Source organism: Prevotella marseillensis (assembly GCF_900625065.1).
In the GTDB taxonomy this organism is placed as follows: Bacteria; Bacteroidota; Bacteroidia; order Bacteroidales; family Bacteroidaceae; genus Prevotella; species Prevotella rara.
In genome coordinates this window covers 1,406,903-1,422,264 of the sequence record NZ_UYXY01000001.1, presented here as the reverse complement: position 1 = coordinate 1,422,264, position 15,362 = coordinate 1,406,903, and the positions used below count along the sequence as shown (strand labels likewise).

21 protein-coding genes and 2 pseudogenes are annotated in these 15,362 nt (G+C 52.0%); 18 read left to right on the top strand and 5 right to left on the bottom strand.

Annotated features, from left to right (window positions below; all coding sequences use genetic code 11):
• Positions 1-145 precede the first annotated feature (145 nt).
• A complete protein-coding gene (locus tag EJL04_RS06000) occupies positions 146-385 on the top strand; it encodes a hypothetical protein (RefSeq protein WP_125104381.1) in 240 nt (79 codons plus the stop codon).
• A gap of 386 nt (positions 386-771) precedes the next feature.
• Here the strand turns inward: EJL04_RS06000 and EJL04_RS05995 are convergent, their stop codons facing one another.
• On the bottom strand, positions 772-1,488 hold the full coding sequence (locus tag EJL04_RS05995) for an XRE family transcriptional regulator (protein WP_241209948.1): 717 nt from the start codon (positions 1,486-1,488) through the stop codon (positions 772-774).
• A 142-nt stretch (positions 1,489-1,630) separates the two neighbouring features.
• Here EJL04_RS05995 and EJL04_RS05990 point away from each other — a divergent pair, with 142 nt between their 5' ends.
• Positions 1,631-1,834, top strand: a complete 204-nt coding sequence (locus EJL04_RS05990; protein ID WP_125104380.1) for a hypothetical protein — start codon at positions 1,631-1,633, stop codon at positions 1,832-1,834.
• Positions 1,835-2,092: 258 nt separating this feature from the next.
• Positions 2,093-3,157 (top strand): annotated as a pseudogene (locus EJL04_RS05985) (IS1380-like element ISBf11 family transposase); the annotation flags it as partial.
• A gap of 133 nt (positions 3,158-3,290) precedes the next feature.
• On the opposite strand, the gene EJL04_RS05980 reads toward EJL04_RS05985, so the two are convergent.
• Positions 3,291-4,148 carry an IS3 family transposase gene (locus EJL04_RS05980; protein WP_241209947.1) on the bottom strand — a complete coding sequence of 286 codons (858 nt, stop codon included), beginning with the start codon at positions 4,146-4,148 and terminating at the stop codon, positions 3,291-3,293.
• A 152-nt stretch (positions 4,149-4,300) separates the two neighbouring features.
• Positions 4,301-4,675 (bottom strand): transposase, encoded by a 375-nt coding sequence (locus EJL04_RS05975; protein WP_125103787.1) that lies wholly within the window; start codon positions 4,673-4,675, stop codon positions 4,301-4,303.
• A 39-nt stretch (positions 4,676-4,714) separates the two neighbouring features.
• Here EJL04_RS05975 and EJL04_RS05970 point away from each other — a divergent pair.
• The 15 genes and pseudogenes from EJL04_RS05970 to EJL04_RS05910 all read left to right on the top strand — a co-directional run.
• Positions 4,715-4,948, top strand: a pseudogene (locus EJL04_RS05970) (IS1380 family transposase); the annotation flags it as partial.
• 756 nt (positions 4,949-5,704) lie between these two features.
• Positions 5,705-6,079, top strand: a complete 375-nt coding sequence (locus tag EJL04_RS05965; protein WP_125104379.1) for a hypothetical protein — start codon at positions 5,705-5,707, stop codon at positions 6,077-6,079.
• A 13-nt stretch (positions 6,080-6,092) separates the two neighbouring features.
• Positions 6,093-8,111, top strand: coding sequence for a hypothetical protein (locus tag EJL04_RS05960; protein WP_125104378.1), 2,019 nt, complete (start codon positions 6,093-6,095; stop codon positions 8,109-8,111).
• A gap of 93 nt (positions 8,112-8,204) precedes the next feature.
• The gene (locus EJL04_RS05955; protein ID WP_125104377.1) at positions 8,205-9,080 is read left to right on the top strand and encodes an AAA family ATPase; all 876 of its coding nucleotides are present in this window, start codon (positions 8,205-8,207) and stop codon (positions 9,078-9,080) included.
• Positions 9,080-9,313: a hypothetical protein gene (locus EJL04_RS05950; protein ID WP_125104376.1), complete on the top strand. Its 234-nt coding sequence runs from the start codon at positions 9,080-9,082 to the stop codon at positions 9,311-9,313. The genes EJL04_RS05955 and EJL04_RS05950 overlap by 1 nt, the downstream gene beginning before the upstream one ends.
• A 4-nt stretch (positions 9,314-9,317) precedes the next feature.
• Positions 9,318-9,950: an AAA family ATPase gene (locus tag EJL04_RS05945; RefSeq protein ID WP_125104375.1), complete on the top strand. Its 633-nt coding sequence runs from the start codon at positions 9,318-9,320 to the stop codon at positions 9,948-9,950.
• 24 nt (positions 9,951-9,974) lie between these two features.
• A complete protein-coding gene (locus EJL04_RS16580; RefSeq protein ID WP_164511726.1) occupies positions 9,975-10,148 on the top strand; it encodes a hypothetical protein in 174 nt (57 codons plus the stop codon).
• On the top strand, positions 10,141-10,437 hold the full coding sequence (locus EJL04_RS16575) for a DUF4406 domain-containing protein (RefSeq protein WP_125104374.1): 297 nt from the start codon (positions 10,141-10,143) through the stop codon (positions 10,435-10,437). The genes EJL04_RS16580 and EJL04_RS16575 overlap by 8 nt, the downstream gene beginning before the upstream one ends.
• 13 nt (positions 10,438-10,450) lie before the next feature.
• A complete protein-coding gene (locus EJL04_RS05935; RefSeq protein WP_125104373.1) occupies positions 10,451-10,924 on the top strand; it encodes a hypothetical protein in 474 nt (157 codons plus the stop codon).
• 2 nt (positions 10,925-10,926) lie between these two features.
• The gene (locus EJL04_RS16325; protein WP_164511725.1) at positions 10,927-11,091 is read left to right on the top strand and encodes a hypothetical protein; all 165 of its coding nucleotides are present in this window, start codon (positions 10,927-10,929) and stop codon (positions 11,089-11,091) included.
• Between the two features lie 33 nt (positions 11,092-11,124).
• Positions 11,125-11,646, top strand: coding sequence for a host-nuclease inhibitor Gam family protein (locus EJL04_RS05930; RefSeq protein ID WP_125104372.1), 522 nt, complete (start codon positions 11,125-11,127; stop codon positions 11,644-11,646).
• Positions 11,643-11,843: a molecular chaperone DnaJ gene (locus tag EJL04_RS05925; RefSeq protein ID WP_125104371.1), complete on the top strand. Its 201-nt coding sequence runs from the start codon at positions 11,643-11,645 to the stop codon at positions 11,841-11,843. The genes EJL04_RS05930 and EJL04_RS05925 overlap by 4 nt, the downstream gene beginning before the upstream one ends.
• Positions 11,844-11,857: 14 nt before the next feature.
• Positions 11,858-12,085: a hypothetical protein gene (locus EJL04_RS05920; RefSeq protein ID WP_125104370.1), complete on the top strand. Its 228-nt coding sequence runs from the start codon at positions 11,858-11,860 to the stop codon at positions 12,083-12,085.
• Positions 12,082-12,648: a phage virion morphogenesis family protein gene (locus tag EJL04_RS05915; protein WP_125104369.1), complete on the top strand. Its 567-nt coding sequence runs from the start codon at positions 12,082-12,084 to the stop codon at positions 12,646-12,648. The genes EJL04_RS05920 and EJL04_RS05915 overlap by 4 nt, the downstream gene beginning before the upstream one ends.
• Positions 12,645-13,085: a hypothetical protein gene (locus EJL04_RS05910; protein ID WP_125104368.1), complete on the top strand. Its 441-nt coding sequence runs from the start codon at positions 12,645-12,647 to the stop codon at positions 13,083-13,085. The genes EJL04_RS05915 and EJL04_RS05910 overlap by 4 nt, the downstream gene beginning before the upstream one ends.
• Before the next feature lie 48 nt (positions 13,086-13,133).
• Here the strand turns inward: EJL04_RS05910 and EJL04_RS05905 are convergent, their stop codons facing one another.
• Positions 13,134-13,367 (bottom strand): hypothetical protein, encoded by a 234-nt coding sequence (locus EJL04_RS05905; RefSeq protein ID WP_125104367.1) that lies wholly within the window; start codon positions 13,365-13,367, stop codon positions 13,134-13,136.
• Between the two features lie 110 nt (positions 13,368-13,477).
• Positions 13,478-15,325 (bottom strand): phage head morphogenesis protein, encoded by a 1,848-nt coding sequence (locus tag EJL04_RS05900; protein WP_241209946.1) that lies wholly within the window; start codon positions 15,323-15,325, stop codon positions 13,478-13,480.
• Between the last annotated feature and the right edge of the window lie 37 nt (positions 15,326-15,362).

Genomic DNA, 15,362 nt, shown 5'->3' with positions numbered 1-15,362 from the left:
ATTTACATGGGTGGATTGGTGAGTGGAGTGACGACATGGATAGGTGGTGCAGACTGCTTTTTTATATCCATTTATAAAATATTATTTATGATTTTATTCCATATAATTATTATTTGGTATATTTGCAGATGTAAAATATAAGGATATGGCAAAGGTTATACACGTGCATCTGATACATGGAATAGAGGGAAGGAAACGTAAGGACTGGTATTTCAGCAGTATTTCAGCGGTTTATACGGTTCTGACGGCCGAACAAGTTGGCGCGACGAAGAACTACCTGCTACACGCCGGGCTATCAGGAGGCGGCTCAATTATCACAAAACGAGCTGTAATAAAGCAATCTACGCTTATTTCATGTAGCCGTGGCGCATTGGAAAAGGGATGATTTTAACGGCTTTAGAAGTGAAATAAAACGCCATTCAGGCGATGTTTACGATGGAGGCTCACACGCCTCCTTTTTTGTGCCCGAAACAGGGCATTTTTGAGGGTGGAAGGACAGCTGGACGGACAAAGTGGACGGACAAAAATTATGAACTGGACGGACAAAAGTAGGTTTTTAGGGGGTGCGATAGAGAGGGGGTAACATACCATTTTTTTTACGATAGCCTCGAAAAACGAGTCGATAGATACCCCCTAAATGCCACCTCTTTTTTGGAACCAGCCTTGGAAAAGCCGCATAAACAGGGGCTTCCCGACCATAAGCGGTGTGTAAATGCAGGGGGAAACACGTTTTCTCATGGATTCCGAGGGTACAAAGGGGAACATTTTGTTTTACACGATGCGGACGAGACCGCGGACGAGGGCGACACCGTGGAACTGGTCTTTGGAAAGTTCAAAGGGTTCATAAGCGGGATTGTCGGACACAATGAGAACATGCTGCTCATCGGAGCCACGCCGGATGCGCTTGATGAGCGGCCCCTGGAGCGTATCGAGGACATACGTTTTGTTCCACTGAAAGAACAAGTCATTTAGTGGTATGCGCTGGCAAGCGACGAGGTCGCCGGAATAATAAGTGGGCTGCATGGAGTCACCGCTGACTTGCATCAGGAAGTCGGCACCCTTGAAAGCAGGGATGACATAGCGTTCGCATTCATATTCCATGACCGAGATGTCATCGGTAAAAGCCCCGGCCATTGCACTTATTGGAAGAAGTGGTATTCCCTCTTGGCTACCTTCGGGGATATGGCTTGCAGGTTCTGTTGGCCGTTCATCAATGGGAGTGCTGGGAGAGCTGATAACTGAAGATGGATTAGAATACATATCGCCTTTACCTGTTAATATCCAATCAGGATTTACATTGTAGATGGATACAATATTCTGTACAGCAGAGAGTCCAACACTACTACGTCCTTTTGATATTTCTGTTACCATAGAAGGACTTATCCCTAATTTAGTAGCAAAATCTCTCTTCCCCTCCACCGTGTCAGTTTCTACGAGGTCGAGATAAACCTTGATAAAACGCTCAGAAATATCATTCTTTGTTTCCATAATACAGAATATTGAATTTTTTAGCTTAAATTATTTGGTTTGTAATACAGAATATTGTATCTTTGCAACGTGTTAAGTAATTAACGAGCGGCCAAAGATACGAAAAAGGCTTGAGATTAACGAATATTTAAGATTAAAGAATATGAACGAGGAAATCAAAGAATGGAAGACGCAGAGCTACAAGTCACGTGTTGCCCACCTGCTGATGCTGGACTGCGTGAGCTTCAGCTACAACGAGGAGGACGGCATAGTGTTCACTGCCCCGGCGGAGTACGTGGAGAGGCTGAAAAGGGTACTGGTAACTTGTTACGGATGCAAGAAAGCGCCGGTGATAACAGAGTATTAACGAATGAAAGGGGCTGCCCGGACGGCGCGGCCGGAAAGTTGGAATAGCGTAATGTGAAAGCGTAGGACAGCCGCCGGGGTTCGACTCCCCGCGCCCCACGAAAGTATTAACGATTAAAATAACCTAAATTCCGCAGCATTTTAGTTTAACTTATTTTATAAGTACCTGAGCAACAAAAAGTTGCTCAGGATTTTGCTATGTCAGATTTTTCACCTATCTTAGTGTTGCAAATCAAAATATGTATCAAACCCGACAGACATGGCAAAGGTAGCAATAAAATCTGAGAAACTCTCTCCTTTTGGAGGAATTTTTTCAATAATGGAGCAATTTGACTCCAATCTCTCATCTGTAATCGACTCAACCCTCGGTATGAGATGCAGGCTGTATGGTTATCAATACAGCGAAATCATCCGTTCGCTTATGAGCGTTTATTTCTGTGGCGGCTCATGCATAGAGGATGTCACCACTCATCTGATGTACCACCTCTCGCTTCATCCGACACTTCGCACATGCAGTGCCGACACGATTCTCAGAGCCATAAAGGAACTGACCCAGGATAACATTTCCTACACATCCGACACTGGCAAGACCTACGACTTCAACACGGCAGACAAGCTGAATACACTGCTCCTCAATTGCCTATTGTCCACAGGGCAACTGAAAGAGGGCGAGGGGTATGACGTTGACTTCGACCACCAGTTCATAGAGGCTGAGAAGTATGATGCGAAGCCTACATACAAGAAGTTCCTTGGTTATCACCCTGGCGTGGCGGTTATTGGCGACTTGATTGTCGGCATTGAGAACAGCGACGGCAACACAAAAGTCCGTTTCCACCAGAAGGACACGCTGAAGAGGTTCTTTGAAAGGTTTGAACAGAACAAGCTTATTATCAACCGTTTCAGAGCTGATTGCGGCTCGTGTTCTGAAGAGATAGTGGAAGAGATTGCTAAACACTGCAAGACCTTCTATATCCGTGCCAACCGATGCAGTTCGCTCTACAATGACATCTTTGCCCTCAGAGGTTGGAAGAAAGTGGAATTGGGCGGCATTGAGTTTGAGCTGGCCTCCATTCTCATCGAGAAATGGAAAGGGAAGGCATACCGTCTTGTGATTCAAAGACAGAAGCGGATAGACGGCGAACTCGACCTGTGGGAAGGAGAATACACCTACCGCTGCATCCTTACAAATGACTACGAGTCTTCCGAGAAAGAGATTGTCGAATTCTATAACCTCCGTGGAGGGAAGGAACGCATCTTCGATGACATGAATAACGGATTCGGCTGGAACAGGCTTCCAAAATCCTTCATGGGAGAAAATGTCCTTTCCTAAAATTGGTTGACTTCTAACAAGCCATTCCCTGATTAAAGTTGACTCTGGTTAAACTTATAACTGTTATTGGTTGACTCTACTTTTAATTACTGATTAAAGTTGACTTTTACCGGGACAGAATCCCTGTTCATGGTGTCCTTGGAGGGCGTAGCCCGGAAAGGACACCATGAACAGAAGGCAAAGATAGTCCATCTTCTCCAATATCGGAGCATTCCTGTCTGTTTTTTATGGCCTTTGTCCTAAAACTGCTCCAACGCTTAGATATCTCACCCTGACATGAAGCAGCCTGTGCCGGTGTCATCATGTTGATGCTCATGTGCGGCCTTTCGTTGTTGTAGAAGTCCACGGCCGTTGCCACGGCTTCCCTGACCTGGCCGATGTCGGTGAACCTCATACCCTTAAGGAGTTCGTTCTTTATGGTACCATTAATACGCTCTGCCTGTGCATTGTCCTTCGGATCCCCGGTCTCCGTCATACTGATACTTATACCATTTTTATTAAGCAGCCTGACATATTCGGAACTTGCGTATTGTACGCCGCGGTCTGAATGATGTATAAGGCTGATGCCGTCCATGCCCTTCAGCCTTCCCAAAGCCATGCACAGTGCTTCAATGGGATAAGACGTCTCAAGCGTCGGACCGACACAGTATCCTACAATCTCTTCTGTATATGCATCAAGTACAATTGAAAGGTAGCAGAAACGGTAGTGTATGTCGTCTGTCCAAATAATTATGTACGTTATGTCACTGACCCATAGCTGGTTAGGTCTGAGGGGCAACATTTCCTTTATAAGATTGGGATATGTCGGAAGACCGTGCCTTGAGTCAGTGGTACGTGGACGGCGCAACCTTTTACGGAGAATCATGCCGTTACATGACATTATTTCTATAAAACGGTCACGGCCGACAGGACTGTTGCCGCTGAAATCACGCCGGTACATGTGCCAGAGCTTCAATGCGCCGCTTCCGGGGTCTATAAGGCGCACCTTGCGGACATACTAAATCACAAAGGCATCACGGGCGGCCCTCATCATTGACTTTGACTCATCATACTTGTAATAGGCCTGCTTGCTTACGCCAAACAGCGCACAAAGATGTCTCACCCTGTATCGGACAGGGTTCTTCGTGTGCAGGAATGTTACTGTTTGGCGCCAGATTTTTTTCTTATGCTGATGCCTAACTCGGATTCGGCCACATTTATCATCTCGTCATAAGCCTCGGCCTTTATCTCGGCCTTGGTCAGTTCGGACTTAAGACGGAGTATCTCGGCCTGAAGGGCCTCTATGTCTGACGGGAGGCTGACTGAGTCACGAACATGCTTCTCTCTTAGTGTCTTTTTCTTTGTCATAAAATCGACATAATACAATTCAGGTGCAAATTTAGCACACCAGCGGCGAACTGTAGCCTCTGATACGGGAATTATTTTTGATATTCCCAAAAAACTTACACCTGAAGAGCGAAGATCTATCACTTTTTGAAGATATTGACCCTTTTGTGATTTATTTTTCCTCATAATTATTTTATTTATGAGTCAACTTTTTTCAGGGTAAGACAAAACACGGTGTTTCTTCTGCTTACGGCACTCATACGCAACTTCTATAAATTCATCATGGCGAGGCTTGACGTGAAGAGGTTCGGACTCAAAGCAACAAGCCGCATCAAGGCGTTTGTCTTCAAGTTCATCTCTGTGCCAGCCAAATGGGTCAGGACATCAAGGCAGTATGTGCTGAATATCTATTCATGCAACAACGCTTATGCTGATGTGTTCCAGAATGACTTTGGATGACACCGACAACTTATGGTCGTGATTTTGCGTATTGCCTCAAGTCGCATGGTGGGGTAAGGGGATTTAATGCGTCTTTGTGGCGATTTTTGCTGCGTTGCACCCTCTTTTGCCACAGTGTCGCTACCTTTTTGACCTCTGTGTCATCTTATGAGGGCGGTTGCGGATTTGAGGAATAAAAGAAAGTATGAAGAATCACGAAAGCCAAGAGATGTACGCTGTACGTCTTAATACCGCAACAATAAGACATGATCACCGTAGTATAGGACATTCCTGCTCCACGTTGGATTCGGGACAGCGTGAGTTATTGCAGCGACTGCTTGACCGCCGTTGCAACGAGATATACAGCGACTATATGAGAAAGCGTGAAGACGCCTTCCAGAAGTTCATTCGGGCTTCAGGCAAGGCGACTAAGGAAACTTTATCTCGATACCCTCTTGCCGGCACCGCTCCTCATGAGCGCGTCTTTCTTGCTCTAACTTCAAGGCTATCTCGACGTTGCCATGACGAGCTGCTGCGACTGTCAGCCATTTATAAAACTCTTGGTCTAAGAACCAACTACCCTCTGCGTCGTGTTCTCGGATATAATGCTCAAGGGCACAAATCCGTGCTTCAAGACGTATTAAATCTTCGGTAGTATATTTTATTTCGTACATAACACAATGTTTTAGTGCGCTACAAAGTTAGCGAAAAGCCCGGAAGTCCGGGAGGATACCCGGGACATTTTGAAGTAAAACCCATAAAATTTAAGATTAAGATATGAAAAAGTACATTCATGTGACGAAAGAGACGCGCGAGCTGTTGGAAAAGACGTTCGGTGTGACAAGTACGATGGTGTGGTACGCATTGTCGTTCAACCCGAGCCGTGGGCAGTCAGACCTCGCAAAGCGCATAAGGAAGGCCGCGCTGGAGCATAGGGGCATACTGATGGCCGACGAGTGCGTTTTAGAGAACACCCTGTTTGACGCGGACGGCTATATCCGCCACTACCCGACATTGGACACGATGCTTGAGTTCTCGCGCGAGGACGGCGGCTGCGACGTGTTCCACAAAGGCAAGAAGGTGCGCCACTACGACAACGTGGCGATAGCCGACATCAAGGACATACAAAACTGGGCAAAGGCGATAAAGTAAGAAGGAGGCGGCCATGATTGGGTATTACGGCAATAAACTTTGCATTCCGGCGCGTGAACTCGTTGAAGGCGGCTATATGACAAAGGCTGCATACGAGAAGAACGTGACCCGTCGTAAAATCACCGTGGTGCGCCGCGGTGGCGGAGCGAAGGGTCAATGCGCCCTTGTTGCCGTAGACAGCCTTCCAGCACCTTGCAGGGAGAAGGTCGAGGAGAAGTTTGGCTGCGACGAGGCGCGCATCAGGGGCTGGGTGATGTCGAACTACGAGCTTGACCAGGCTGCGCTGGCCTTCTTCATGGACTGGGCCGCCGGCCACAAGAGCGACCACGCCACGGCGGAGCTGGCGCACAAGTATGCTGTGAACGCCTCGGTGTTGAACACCTGCATCAGTCTGTATGAGCGCGCGAAAGACTGCGCAAGGCTGTTCGGCGAGAAATACGACTGGGCTAAGATGGCGAAGGCCATCGAGACGTTACGCGAGGAGTTGGGGCACGACCTGCCGGCCAGCACGCTGCGCTTCCGCAGGAAGGTGAACGACTACAAGAAGTTCGGTTACGAGTGCCTGATTACAGGTAAGTTCGGCAACCAGTGCGCCCGTAAGGTGGACTACAAGACCGAGCGGCTCGTGTTAAGCCTGCGAGTGCTGCCCAACCAGCCATACGGAAGCGACGTTCATGAGATGTACATACAGTTTGTGTGCGGCGAGCTTGAGGCCTGGGACTTGGAAACCGGCGAGATATTCAACCCGGACGACTTTACCAACAAGAACGGGGAGCCGAAAGAACTCAGCGAAAGCACCATCCGCAACATCCTGAACAAACCAAGCAACAAGCTGCTTGTGGAGCACGCCCTGCGCGGCTATACCGAATTCATGCACGAGCAGATGCCGCACATGCACCGCCACGGCGGCGAATGGTCGCTGAGCCAGGTAACGATGGACGACGTGGACTTGCCGCGCCGCATGAAGGGGAATGAGTACGTACACGCATACTACGCCTACGACGTGGTGAGCCAATGTAGGATAGGACTGGCCTACGGACGCGGCAAGGATGACGCCCTTGTAGTGGAGTGTTTCCGCGACATGTTCCGGCTCATCGCACGGCACGGCTGGGGCATCCCGGCAGGCATCGAGGTTGAGCAGCACTTGATGAGCAAGTACAAGGGTGGCTTCCTGAAAGCCGGCGAGGTGTTCAAGTTCGTACATTTCTGTGCTCCGCAGAACTCGCAGGAAAAATACGCTGAGCCTTTGAACGGCGCGTTCAAGACCACGATAGCGCACAAGAACCACGAAGGCGTGGGCCGCTGGTACAACAAGGGCGCGCGCAGGGTGGACCAAAAGAAAATCAGCGACAGCGGCAACCATACATGGGAGGACAAGAAATACTACACCTTCGAGGAGCTGGTGGCCGACGACCGCCGTGACTGCGCCGAATGGAACAACTCACTGCACCCGAACCAGAAGAAATATCCGGGCATGACCCGTTGGGACGTGCTCGTGGCGAAGATAAACCCGACCCTCCGCCCATACGACAGCCTGACCCTGAGCCGCTATATCGGCGAGAAAGTGGAAACCAGCATACGGCGCAACTCGACGGTGCGCGTGGCCTACGCGGACTGGTGGATAAGCGGCCCGGAGGTGCTGGAGGAGCTGGAGCCGAACAACCGCAAGGTGACGGCCTACTACCTGCCGGACGAGGAAGGGAAGCCGACCGACGTGTACCTGTTCCAGGGCGACCGCTACATTGACAAGGTGCGTCCCGTGAAGACCTACAGCCGCGTGATGGCCGAGCAGACGGACGAGGACGTGGCGAACTACATTGAGCAGCAGAAATATGTGTCACACTTCAACAAATACCTGCGCGACAATGCCATCGCGAAAGTGGGCAAGGCCGAAGCTGGGCCGCAGGCCTACGCGGAAGAAGTGGATACGGAATGCTACACCCTGCCTCCCGTCCCGGTGCAGGACGAGCCGGAAGATTACGAATGGAAGCCGGACATGGACAGCACCAGGCGGGCATTGGAAGACCTTTAGCAAGCTGATTGTCGGCTGCGCTCGGTCAAACGAGCAAGCTCATTGACGCTCACTTATACGACAATTAGAACAACATTAAAACAGCGTTAGATTATGATTACAGAAGCGCAAAAGCAAAGGATTATGGAGGCGATAGCCGCAAACCGCGCGAACTATCCGAGCGATGCGAAGCACGCCGCCTCCCTCGGCATCACCACTTCGGTGTACAGTGCCGTAAAGAACGGACAGACGGACAAGGTATTGAGCGACGCCAACTGGATAGGCATCGCCCGGAGATTAGGCGTGAACCTGCGCGGCGGCATGGAGTGGAAGGCTGCCAAGACACCCACCTTTGAGTACATCACCTCGCAGCTGGAGATTTCGCAGAAGTCCTGCCTTTCGGCCATTCTCTGTGACGTGCCGAACATAGGCAAGACATTCACGGCCCGGTACTATGTGCAGACCCACAGGAACGCGGTTTATATCGACTGCTCGCAGGTGAAGACCAAGCTGAAATTAGTGCGCAAGATTGCCGCCGAGTTCGGTGTGGACAGCAAGGGCCGGTATGCAGACGTGTACGACGACCTGGTGTATTACCTCCGCTCCATTGAAACGCCGCTCATAATCCTGGACGAGGCGGGCGACCTGCAGTATGAAGCCTTCCTGGAGTTGAAGGCTTTGTGGAACGCCACCGAACGGTGCTGCGCCTGGTACATGATGGGGGCCGACGGTCTGAAGGAGAAGATAAACCGCTCGATCGAGTGCAAGAAGGTGGGCTACACCGAGATGCTGAGCCGTTACGGCGACCGCTACAGCAAGGTCACCCCGGACGACGGCAAGGAACGCGAGGCATTCCTGATGACGCAGGCGCGGATTGTAGCCAAGGCTAACGCCCCGGAAGGCGCGGACATTGCGCAGATAGTGCGCAAAACACGCGGAGGGTTGAGACGTGTATATACGGAGATTGAGAAACTTAAAATGACAGTATAATGATGACCAAGATAGAAATGCAGGCGATGGAGGCTATAATCGGTATCCATCGCGATATGAAGAAGGCGAACGAGCCGGACTGGGAGAAAAGACGTTACGAAATAGCAAAGGAAGTGTTCTCCAAAAGCTGGGCAGACAGCGTGCTCACCGACGAGGACATCGCAGAAAAGGCTGTGGCGGCAGCAGACGCCCTTGTTGCGGAACTGCAAAAACAGCAGAAGGAAGCGAGGTAAACAAATGAAGCGTGCGTACAGTCCGAAAGAGATAGCCGCCAAGAAGTGGGTGACGCTGCCGTGGGGTGAGAAGTGGAGCAAGCCTTTCGGCTTCCCTGCCGAGAACGCCTCATGGTTCATCAGCGGTGCCAGCGCACAGGGCAAAAGCTCGTTCGTGATGCAGCTTGGCAAGGAACTGTGCAATTACGGGCCGGTACTGTACCTAAGCTACGAGGAGCGCGTGAACCAGAGTTTCCAGCGCAGGATGTGTTACCTGCACATGGACGATGTACAAGGCAAGTTCCGTGTAGCCACGGACGACAGCTACGAAGAGCTTGTCGAGCGTTTGAGAAAGCCCAAGTCGCCGAAGTTCGTCATAGTGGACTCGTTTCAAGTGGCCAAGGACGATGCCGGATTCAGCTACGACAAGGCCGTTGAGCTGATACGGCGTTTCCCGAGAAAATGTTTCATCTTCATCAGCCAGGAAAAGAAAAGCTCGCCGATGGGCAGCGACGCGCTGCGCCTGAGATACATTTGCGACATGAAAGTGCGTGTCATGGGCTACAAAGCATACTGCCTGGGACGTTCCATAGGCGAGGCCGGAAGCTACTACGTGGTGTGGAAGGAAGGCCTTATACAGACAAGCAACGGATTATGAAAACGAAGTAACAAAACCAACTATATGGAAAAGAATGAAAGGTGCTGCATTTGCGGCAATGACATTGAGGGGTACGGCTACAACCCGTTCCCAGTGAAGGAAAAAGGCCAGTGCTGCCGTAAGTGCAACTACACGGTAGTGCTGCCGGAGCGTTTCAGGAGGATGGAAGAAGACCAAAAAGACAAATGCGATGAATAAGAAAGTTTACATCAGCGGTGCGATAGCGCACTATGACATCGACGAGCGCAAGAGGGCGTTCGCCGTGGCCGAAGTGCAGTTGAGGCGTTTGGGCATGGAGCCTGTAAACCCGTTCAGGAACGGGCTGCCGGAGGATGCTGACTGGCGCGAGCACATGAGGATTGACATAGCCAACCTGCTGTGCTGCGGCTATATCTTCATGCTGAAAGGTTGGGAACTCAGCAAGGGAGCCAAGCTGGAACTTGACGTGGCCAGTTCGTGCGGGATAAAAGTGCTGTTCGAAATGTAGGAGAATATGCGCCATGAAGGAAGGGACGAACTATGCAAGGTTCTACGCCTTGCTGAAAAAACTGAAGGGTGCAGACAAGGAAACACTGGTGTACCAGTTTACCAACGGCCGGACAGAACACCTGCGCCTGATGACAGAGGCGGAATATGGGGCCATGTGCCGCGAGATGGAGCGCGTGGCAGGTTACGACGAACGCAGCGAAGCCATACGCCGCGAGCTGAGGCGATGGCGCAGCACCTGCTTGAGGCTGATGCAGCAGATGGGCATCGACACCACGGACTGGGCGCGCGTGGATGACTTCTGCCGGAATCCACGGATAGCCGGCAAGCCATTCGCCCGGATAAGCCAGCCGGAACTTGAAGCCTTGAGCGTGAAGTTGCGTTCCATCAGGCGCAAGGGCGGGCTGAAAAGGCCAGCCAAGCCCGAACTCGCGCCGCGCCAAGAATACGTGATAGTGAATATGACAAACAATGAAAAAGCGAACTGACGATGACGAACAGGCAGATAGTGAAGGAACTGATGGATCACATACACAAGTATTGCAGGGAACTTGACGATGCCCGTTATATGGACATATTAGAGGGCCTATGGTTCGAGATTGAGGATGAGCGCGGCAAGCTCTGTATGGAAGTTCCGGACATGGAAGAGAATTGAAACATATTGTTTAACCAAATAAAACTTACGACAATGGTAACAAAGAGAGCGAAGAAAGTGATTATCACGGGAGTTACGAGGGAAGCGGCAGACGAGGCGTTCGCAACATACGCCAAGACGGCGGCCGAGAGCGCGAAGATAACGGCGGACATCGAGCTGCAATGCGCACGTATCCGCGAGAAATACGCAGGGAGGCTGGCTGAGCTTGAGGACGCAAAAGACAAGGCGTTCGACACGCTCCAGGCGTTTGCCACGGAGAACCAGGCCGAACTGTTCTCGAAGAAGAAAAGCCTTGAGATGGCCCACGGCACGATAGGCTTCCGCACGGGTACGCCGAAGCTGAAGACGCTCAAGGGCTTCACATGGGCAAGTGCGCTGCAGCTTGTAAAGGAATTCCTGCCCGGCTATGTCCGCCAGACGGAAGAGATAGCCAAGGACAAGCTATTGGCCGACCGCGATGTGGAGGACATGGGCGGCAAGATGGCCAAGTGTGGCATACAAGTGTCACAGGACGAGACCTTCTTCGTGGAACCAAAGAAGGAGGATGCCGCATGAAGCAGGAAGTGAAGAAAGACCCGAAAGTAGCCTTGTGCCGCAAATGCCGCGGCACGGGCAAAATCGTATCAGGACGTTTCATACGCAAGATGGAAACCTGTCCGCAGTGTGAGGGGAGCGGTCGTGTGACGGTAAGCTGCGAGATGACGCTTGACATCCGTCCTTACAAGCCAAAAAGTGAACAGGTTATGGACTGACATTAAAACAAATTATGGGGAACCGGCACGGTGTGAGTTATCAGAAACGCGTCGCTGACATCAACAGGATATATGACCTCTACGTCAAGAAGGGAGTCCCGAACAGGGAGATATGGCGGAGGTACATATATCCTGTGTATGGTATCAGCGAGAGGACTTTTTATAACATATTGAAAGCGTCCGCCAACCCCAAGAACGACCTGCCGGAAGACACCCAGCTGTATTTGAAGTTTGACACATGAGCGGAACGGACAAGAATACCAGAGCGGTAATACGCCGGATATTGTCGGATATCCGGGTGGAGCTTGGCGACGAGTTTGACAGGAACTTCGAGCGCCAGGCTTTTTTCAGCGATGCGTGGGCACGCCGGAAAAGCCCGACCCGTCCGGGCGGGACGATACTGGTGGACACGGGCACGCTGCGGCGCAGCATCCGCAGCCGGACAACGGACGACAGTATCACGTTCTACACCGACCTGCCGTATGCGGCCATCCACAACGACGGCGGGGAAATAGTGGTGACGGAGAAGATGAAGCGTTTTTTCTGGCACAAGTATTACGAGGCCACCGGAAGTTTCGGCCGGAAGAAGAACGGCCAGCGGCGGAACGACAAGCGGACGCGGCAGTTGGGCACGGAGGCCGATTTCTGGCGTTTTATGGCCTTGAAACGTGCCGGGACTACCATCCGCATACCCCGGCGGAGATTTCTCGGCACAGGGCCGGAGGTTGAGCGTATTGTGCGGGAGATTATCGAGGACAACCTGAACGAGTATTTTGACATGGATTTTAGCATAGAAAGAAAATGAGAAAAGAACTGTATCAGATGCTGTGCGACCGTCTGAAGGAGGTCGGCGGCGGTGCGATCAAGCACATAGACCTGTGGAACCACAACGTGGAGTTCATTGAGCAGGAGGAAAGCTGGGCGCGTCCGGCGGTGTTCGTTGAGTTTCGGCCTATAAAGTGGAACGCCATAGTGAACGGCGTGGAGTACCGCGCCGAGCCGGAAGTGGCCCTCCATGTGGTGACGGACTGGACGGGCAGCGTGAGCGACGGCAGCCCGTTCAAGGAAGAGAGCCTGGAGGTGTTCGAGCTGTTGGAGGAGATACACGCCGCGCTTGCGTGCATGGAGGGCGAGACCTTTAAGGAGTTCGACCTTGTGGAGAGCGACACCAACCACAACCACGAGGACATCGTTGAGAACATAGAGGTGTATCAATGCGTGGCGATAAAGTCGCTGCAGTAGCAAAGAACCCCGCAAGCCGGAAACGGCCTGCGGGGTTCTTGTCAGATGTCAGAGCAGCATCCAGATGACGCTTGCCGCGACGCCTCCACCCACTGTAAGAAGCCAGTCAGTCCAGTCCCACGGGCTGCCGTGCAGCTTGTCTTTCAGTTCGAGGCATGATGCCGCCACGGCAGCCGAATATACGGCACCGAACGCGGAACATGCGCACAATCCAACCACAAAGCCCCCGGCAAGGTGTTTCCACCGGTTGCTTTCCTTCAAAAAGGAGATAATTCTGTTCATAATGAATCGGTTTTGAAAAATTGTTTGTATATTTGCACTGAGAACGACGGGTTACCCACATGTCGGCTCGCAAGAGCGCAGGCTTCGGGTATGACGGTCGTTCTTTTCTTTTATATGAATGTCATATTGTAAAGCAGCTCCCCATCCGTTATTTTGCATTTGAATTCGATGGTATGCCCGTTCCATTCGACATGGTAAACTGAAAATCCGAAGTCGTGATGTCTTCCTTCTTCGGTGCGTACTCTGTTAGCCTGCGGAATCCATTCCCTGAAATTCATGGATGCTTCCACGATGTCCGGCAGCTCCGGATTCCGCTTGTTCTTGGCCATCATTTCATTGAAGAACTTTTTCCCGACCCCTATTCTGTATCCGTCACCGCTTGTCACATAAGAGCGTTTTGCCGGATTGCCAGTTTCGGCTGAGTCAGGTAACTGCACGGTGTCAAGATTGCCGTCTGCCCATCCGTTTACCTTTTCTGAAAGCTCCCTGAACTCCTGGAGTGTGGGCCGTCTGTTGCGTCTTCGTTCCAAGGCCTGTCTAAGCGTCTGACACGCTTGGCACAGTTCGTTGTCCGGGATGAACGCCTTGGCGAGCTTTGCTTTCCCTTTGGCAATGTCGCAGTCCCTGCACCGGCTGATGGTGTACGGATTATAGTCCGGCACGGCCTTCTCCTGCTTGCCGGGATTGAAACGGAACATCCCATTCGTGTCGCGCTGCAGGGCTTCCTCGCCGAGTGCCATCGCCTCGTCGTGCGGTGTGGCCGGATAACGCGACTTGCGCACCTGCACCACGGTACAGCGGCAGTTCCACCCGTTTGGCGGATAGTATTCCTCCCAGAAGGAATCCGTTATCGGCAGCGTCACTCCGTGGAGTGCGGCGTGTTCCGGTCGCACCTTATTGTCGTGCGCCGTGCGGTACTGCAGGTAGTAGCGGTCGCCGTCCTGCATGAACCCCTCCCACTTGGCCGCCATCTCCGCAGAAGCCTGCACGAAATTGAATTCCGAGCGCAGGTAGTTCGAGTTGTAGGTGGCGTCGATGCTTCGCACGTCCTTCAGGAAGCGTTCGAACGTCTTTCTATTGCCGTTCTCATCCAGCAGGGACGGGAACGCCTCGTTCAGCTCATGGAAAGCCTTCATGCCGGAAAAGACGTAGTTCGAGCGGCTGAGCCTTTGGCGCATGATGTCGGACATCTCCACCTGCTTGAAGGAACCGTCCAGCGTTTCCGCGTGCAGGCCGATGAATTCCTGTGCGGCCGGTTCCGCCAGTATGCCGATGCGGAGCGACGCGCCTTCCTCCTGGTAAAGGGCGCGCATCATGCCCTCGAACTTCTGCCTCAAGTCCTCCGACGGCGTGCAGAGGTCTTTGCCGGAGGCGTAGCCGAGCAGCTTCCCGGCCAGTTCATCCATCTTTTCCGGGGAATTCAAATTGGAATAGGAAAGCAGCTCCTTGGAGAATGTCCTGCCGCGCAGGGTGGCGCTGATAAGTTCCGCCTCGAATTCGGCCCGGTTCTGCAGGGCGTATTTGGAAAGCTCCTTCTGTATGAGTTCCTTGTTCACCCCCTTCATGTCCCACTGGTGCTCCACGGTGGAATACGCCTTCGGCTCCAGCATACAGTCGATATGGTGGCCGAGTTCGTGCAGGAAGGTGTTGTCCTGCGCCCCCGAACCGTATTTCATCTTCTTTTCCCTGTAGCTCTTGTAGTCGCGTTCGCGCCTTTCGTTGAAATACAGGATGCCGTCAAACCCCTCGCCGATAGGGGCGCTGTATTCAGCCCCGACAGTCGCGCCGAGTTTTTTCTTCATGAGCCGGGGCAGCTTTATGCCGTGCGACAGCAGAATCCTTGCGGCGGCTTCCGCGTCTTTCCGTGCCTCGACGTTCTTAATGACGGATGCCCACTCCCTGGCCGCCTTGTCGATGTCGTCATTCTTTCCCAGCGTCAGACGGCTTTCTCCGAGCAAGGCGTTGTAACGTAGGTGCAGCCCCGAATAGTCATCG

Excerpts from the sequence above, each read along its gene's own strand:
- EJL04_RS06000 (WP_125104381.1), top strand. The coding sequence starts at position 146 with ATGGCAAAGGTTATACACGTGCATCTGATACATGGAATAGAGGGAAGG.
- EJL04_RS05995 (WP_241209948.1), bottom strand. The coding sequence starts at position 1,488 with ATGGAAACAAAGAATGATATTTCTGAGCGTTTTATCAAGGTTTATCTC.
- EJL04_RS05990 (WP_125104380.1), top strand. The coding sequence starts at position 1,631 with ATGAACGAGGAAATCAAAGAATGGAAGACGCAGAGCTACAAGTCACGT.
- EJL04_RS05975 (WP_125103787.1), bottom strand. The coding sequence starts at position 4,675 with ATGAGGAAAAATAAATCACAAAAGGGTCAATATCTTCAAAAAGTGATA.
- EJL04_RS05965 (WP_125104379.1), top strand. The coding sequence starts at position 5,705 with ATGAAAAAGTACATTCATGTGACGAAAGAGACGCGCGAGCTGTTGGAA.
- EJL04_RS05960 (WP_125104378.1), top strand. The coding sequence starts at position 6,093 with ATGATTGGGTATTACGGCAATAAACTTTGCATTCCGGCGCGTGAACTC.
- EJL04_RS05955 (WP_125104377.1), top strand. The coding sequence starts at position 8,205 with ATGATTACAGAAGCGCAAAAGCAAAGGATTATGGAGGCGATAGCCGCA.
- EJL04_RS05950 (WP_125104376.1), top strand. The coding sequence starts at position 9,080 with ATGATGACCAAGATAGAAATGCAGGCGATGGAGGCTATAATCGGTATC.
- EJL04_RS05945 (WP_125104375.1), top strand. The coding sequence starts at position 9,318 with ATGAAGCGTGCGTACAGTCCGAAAGAGATAGCCGCCAAGAAGTGGGTG.
- EJL04_RS16580 (WP_164511726.1), top strand. The coding sequence starts at position 9,975 with ATGGAAAAGAATGAAAGGTGCTGCATTTGCGGCAATGACATTGAGGGG.
- EJL04_RS16575 (WP_125104374.1), top strand. The coding sequence starts at position 10,141 with ATGAATAAGAAAGTTTACATCAGCGGTGCGATAGCGCACTATGACATC.
- EJL04_RS05935 (WP_125104373.1), top strand. The coding sequence starts at position 10,451 with ATGAAGGAAGGGACGAACTATGCAAGGTTCTACGCCTTGCTGAAAAAA.
- EJL04_RS16325 (WP_164511725.1), top strand. The coding sequence starts at position 10,927 with ATGACGAACAGGCAGATAGTGAAGGAACTGATGGATCACATACACAAG.
- EJL04_RS05930 (WP_125104372.1), top strand. The coding sequence starts at position 11,125 with ATGGTAACAAAGAGAGCGAAGAAAGTGATTATCACGGGAGTTACGAGG.
- EJL04_RS05925 (WP_125104371.1), top strand. The coding sequence starts at position 11,643 with ATGAAGCAGGAAGTGAAGAAAGACCCGAAAGTAGCCTTGTGCCGCAAA.
- EJL04_RS05920 (WP_125104370.1), top strand. The coding sequence starts at position 11,858 with ATGGGGAACCGGCACGGTGTGAGTTATCAGAAACGCGTCGCTGACATC.
- EJL04_RS05915 (WP_125104369.1), top strand. The coding sequence starts at position 12,082 with ATGAGCGGAACGGACAAGAATACCAGAGCGGTAATACGCCGGATATTG.
- EJL04_RS05910 (WP_125104368.1), top strand. The coding sequence starts at position 12,645 with ATGAGAAAAGAACTGTATCAGATGCTGTGCGACCGTCTGAAGGAGGTC.
- EJL04_RS05905 (WP_125104367.1), bottom strand. The coding sequence starts at position 13,367 with ATGAACAGAATTATCTCCTTTTTGAAGGAAAGCAACCGGTGGAAACAC.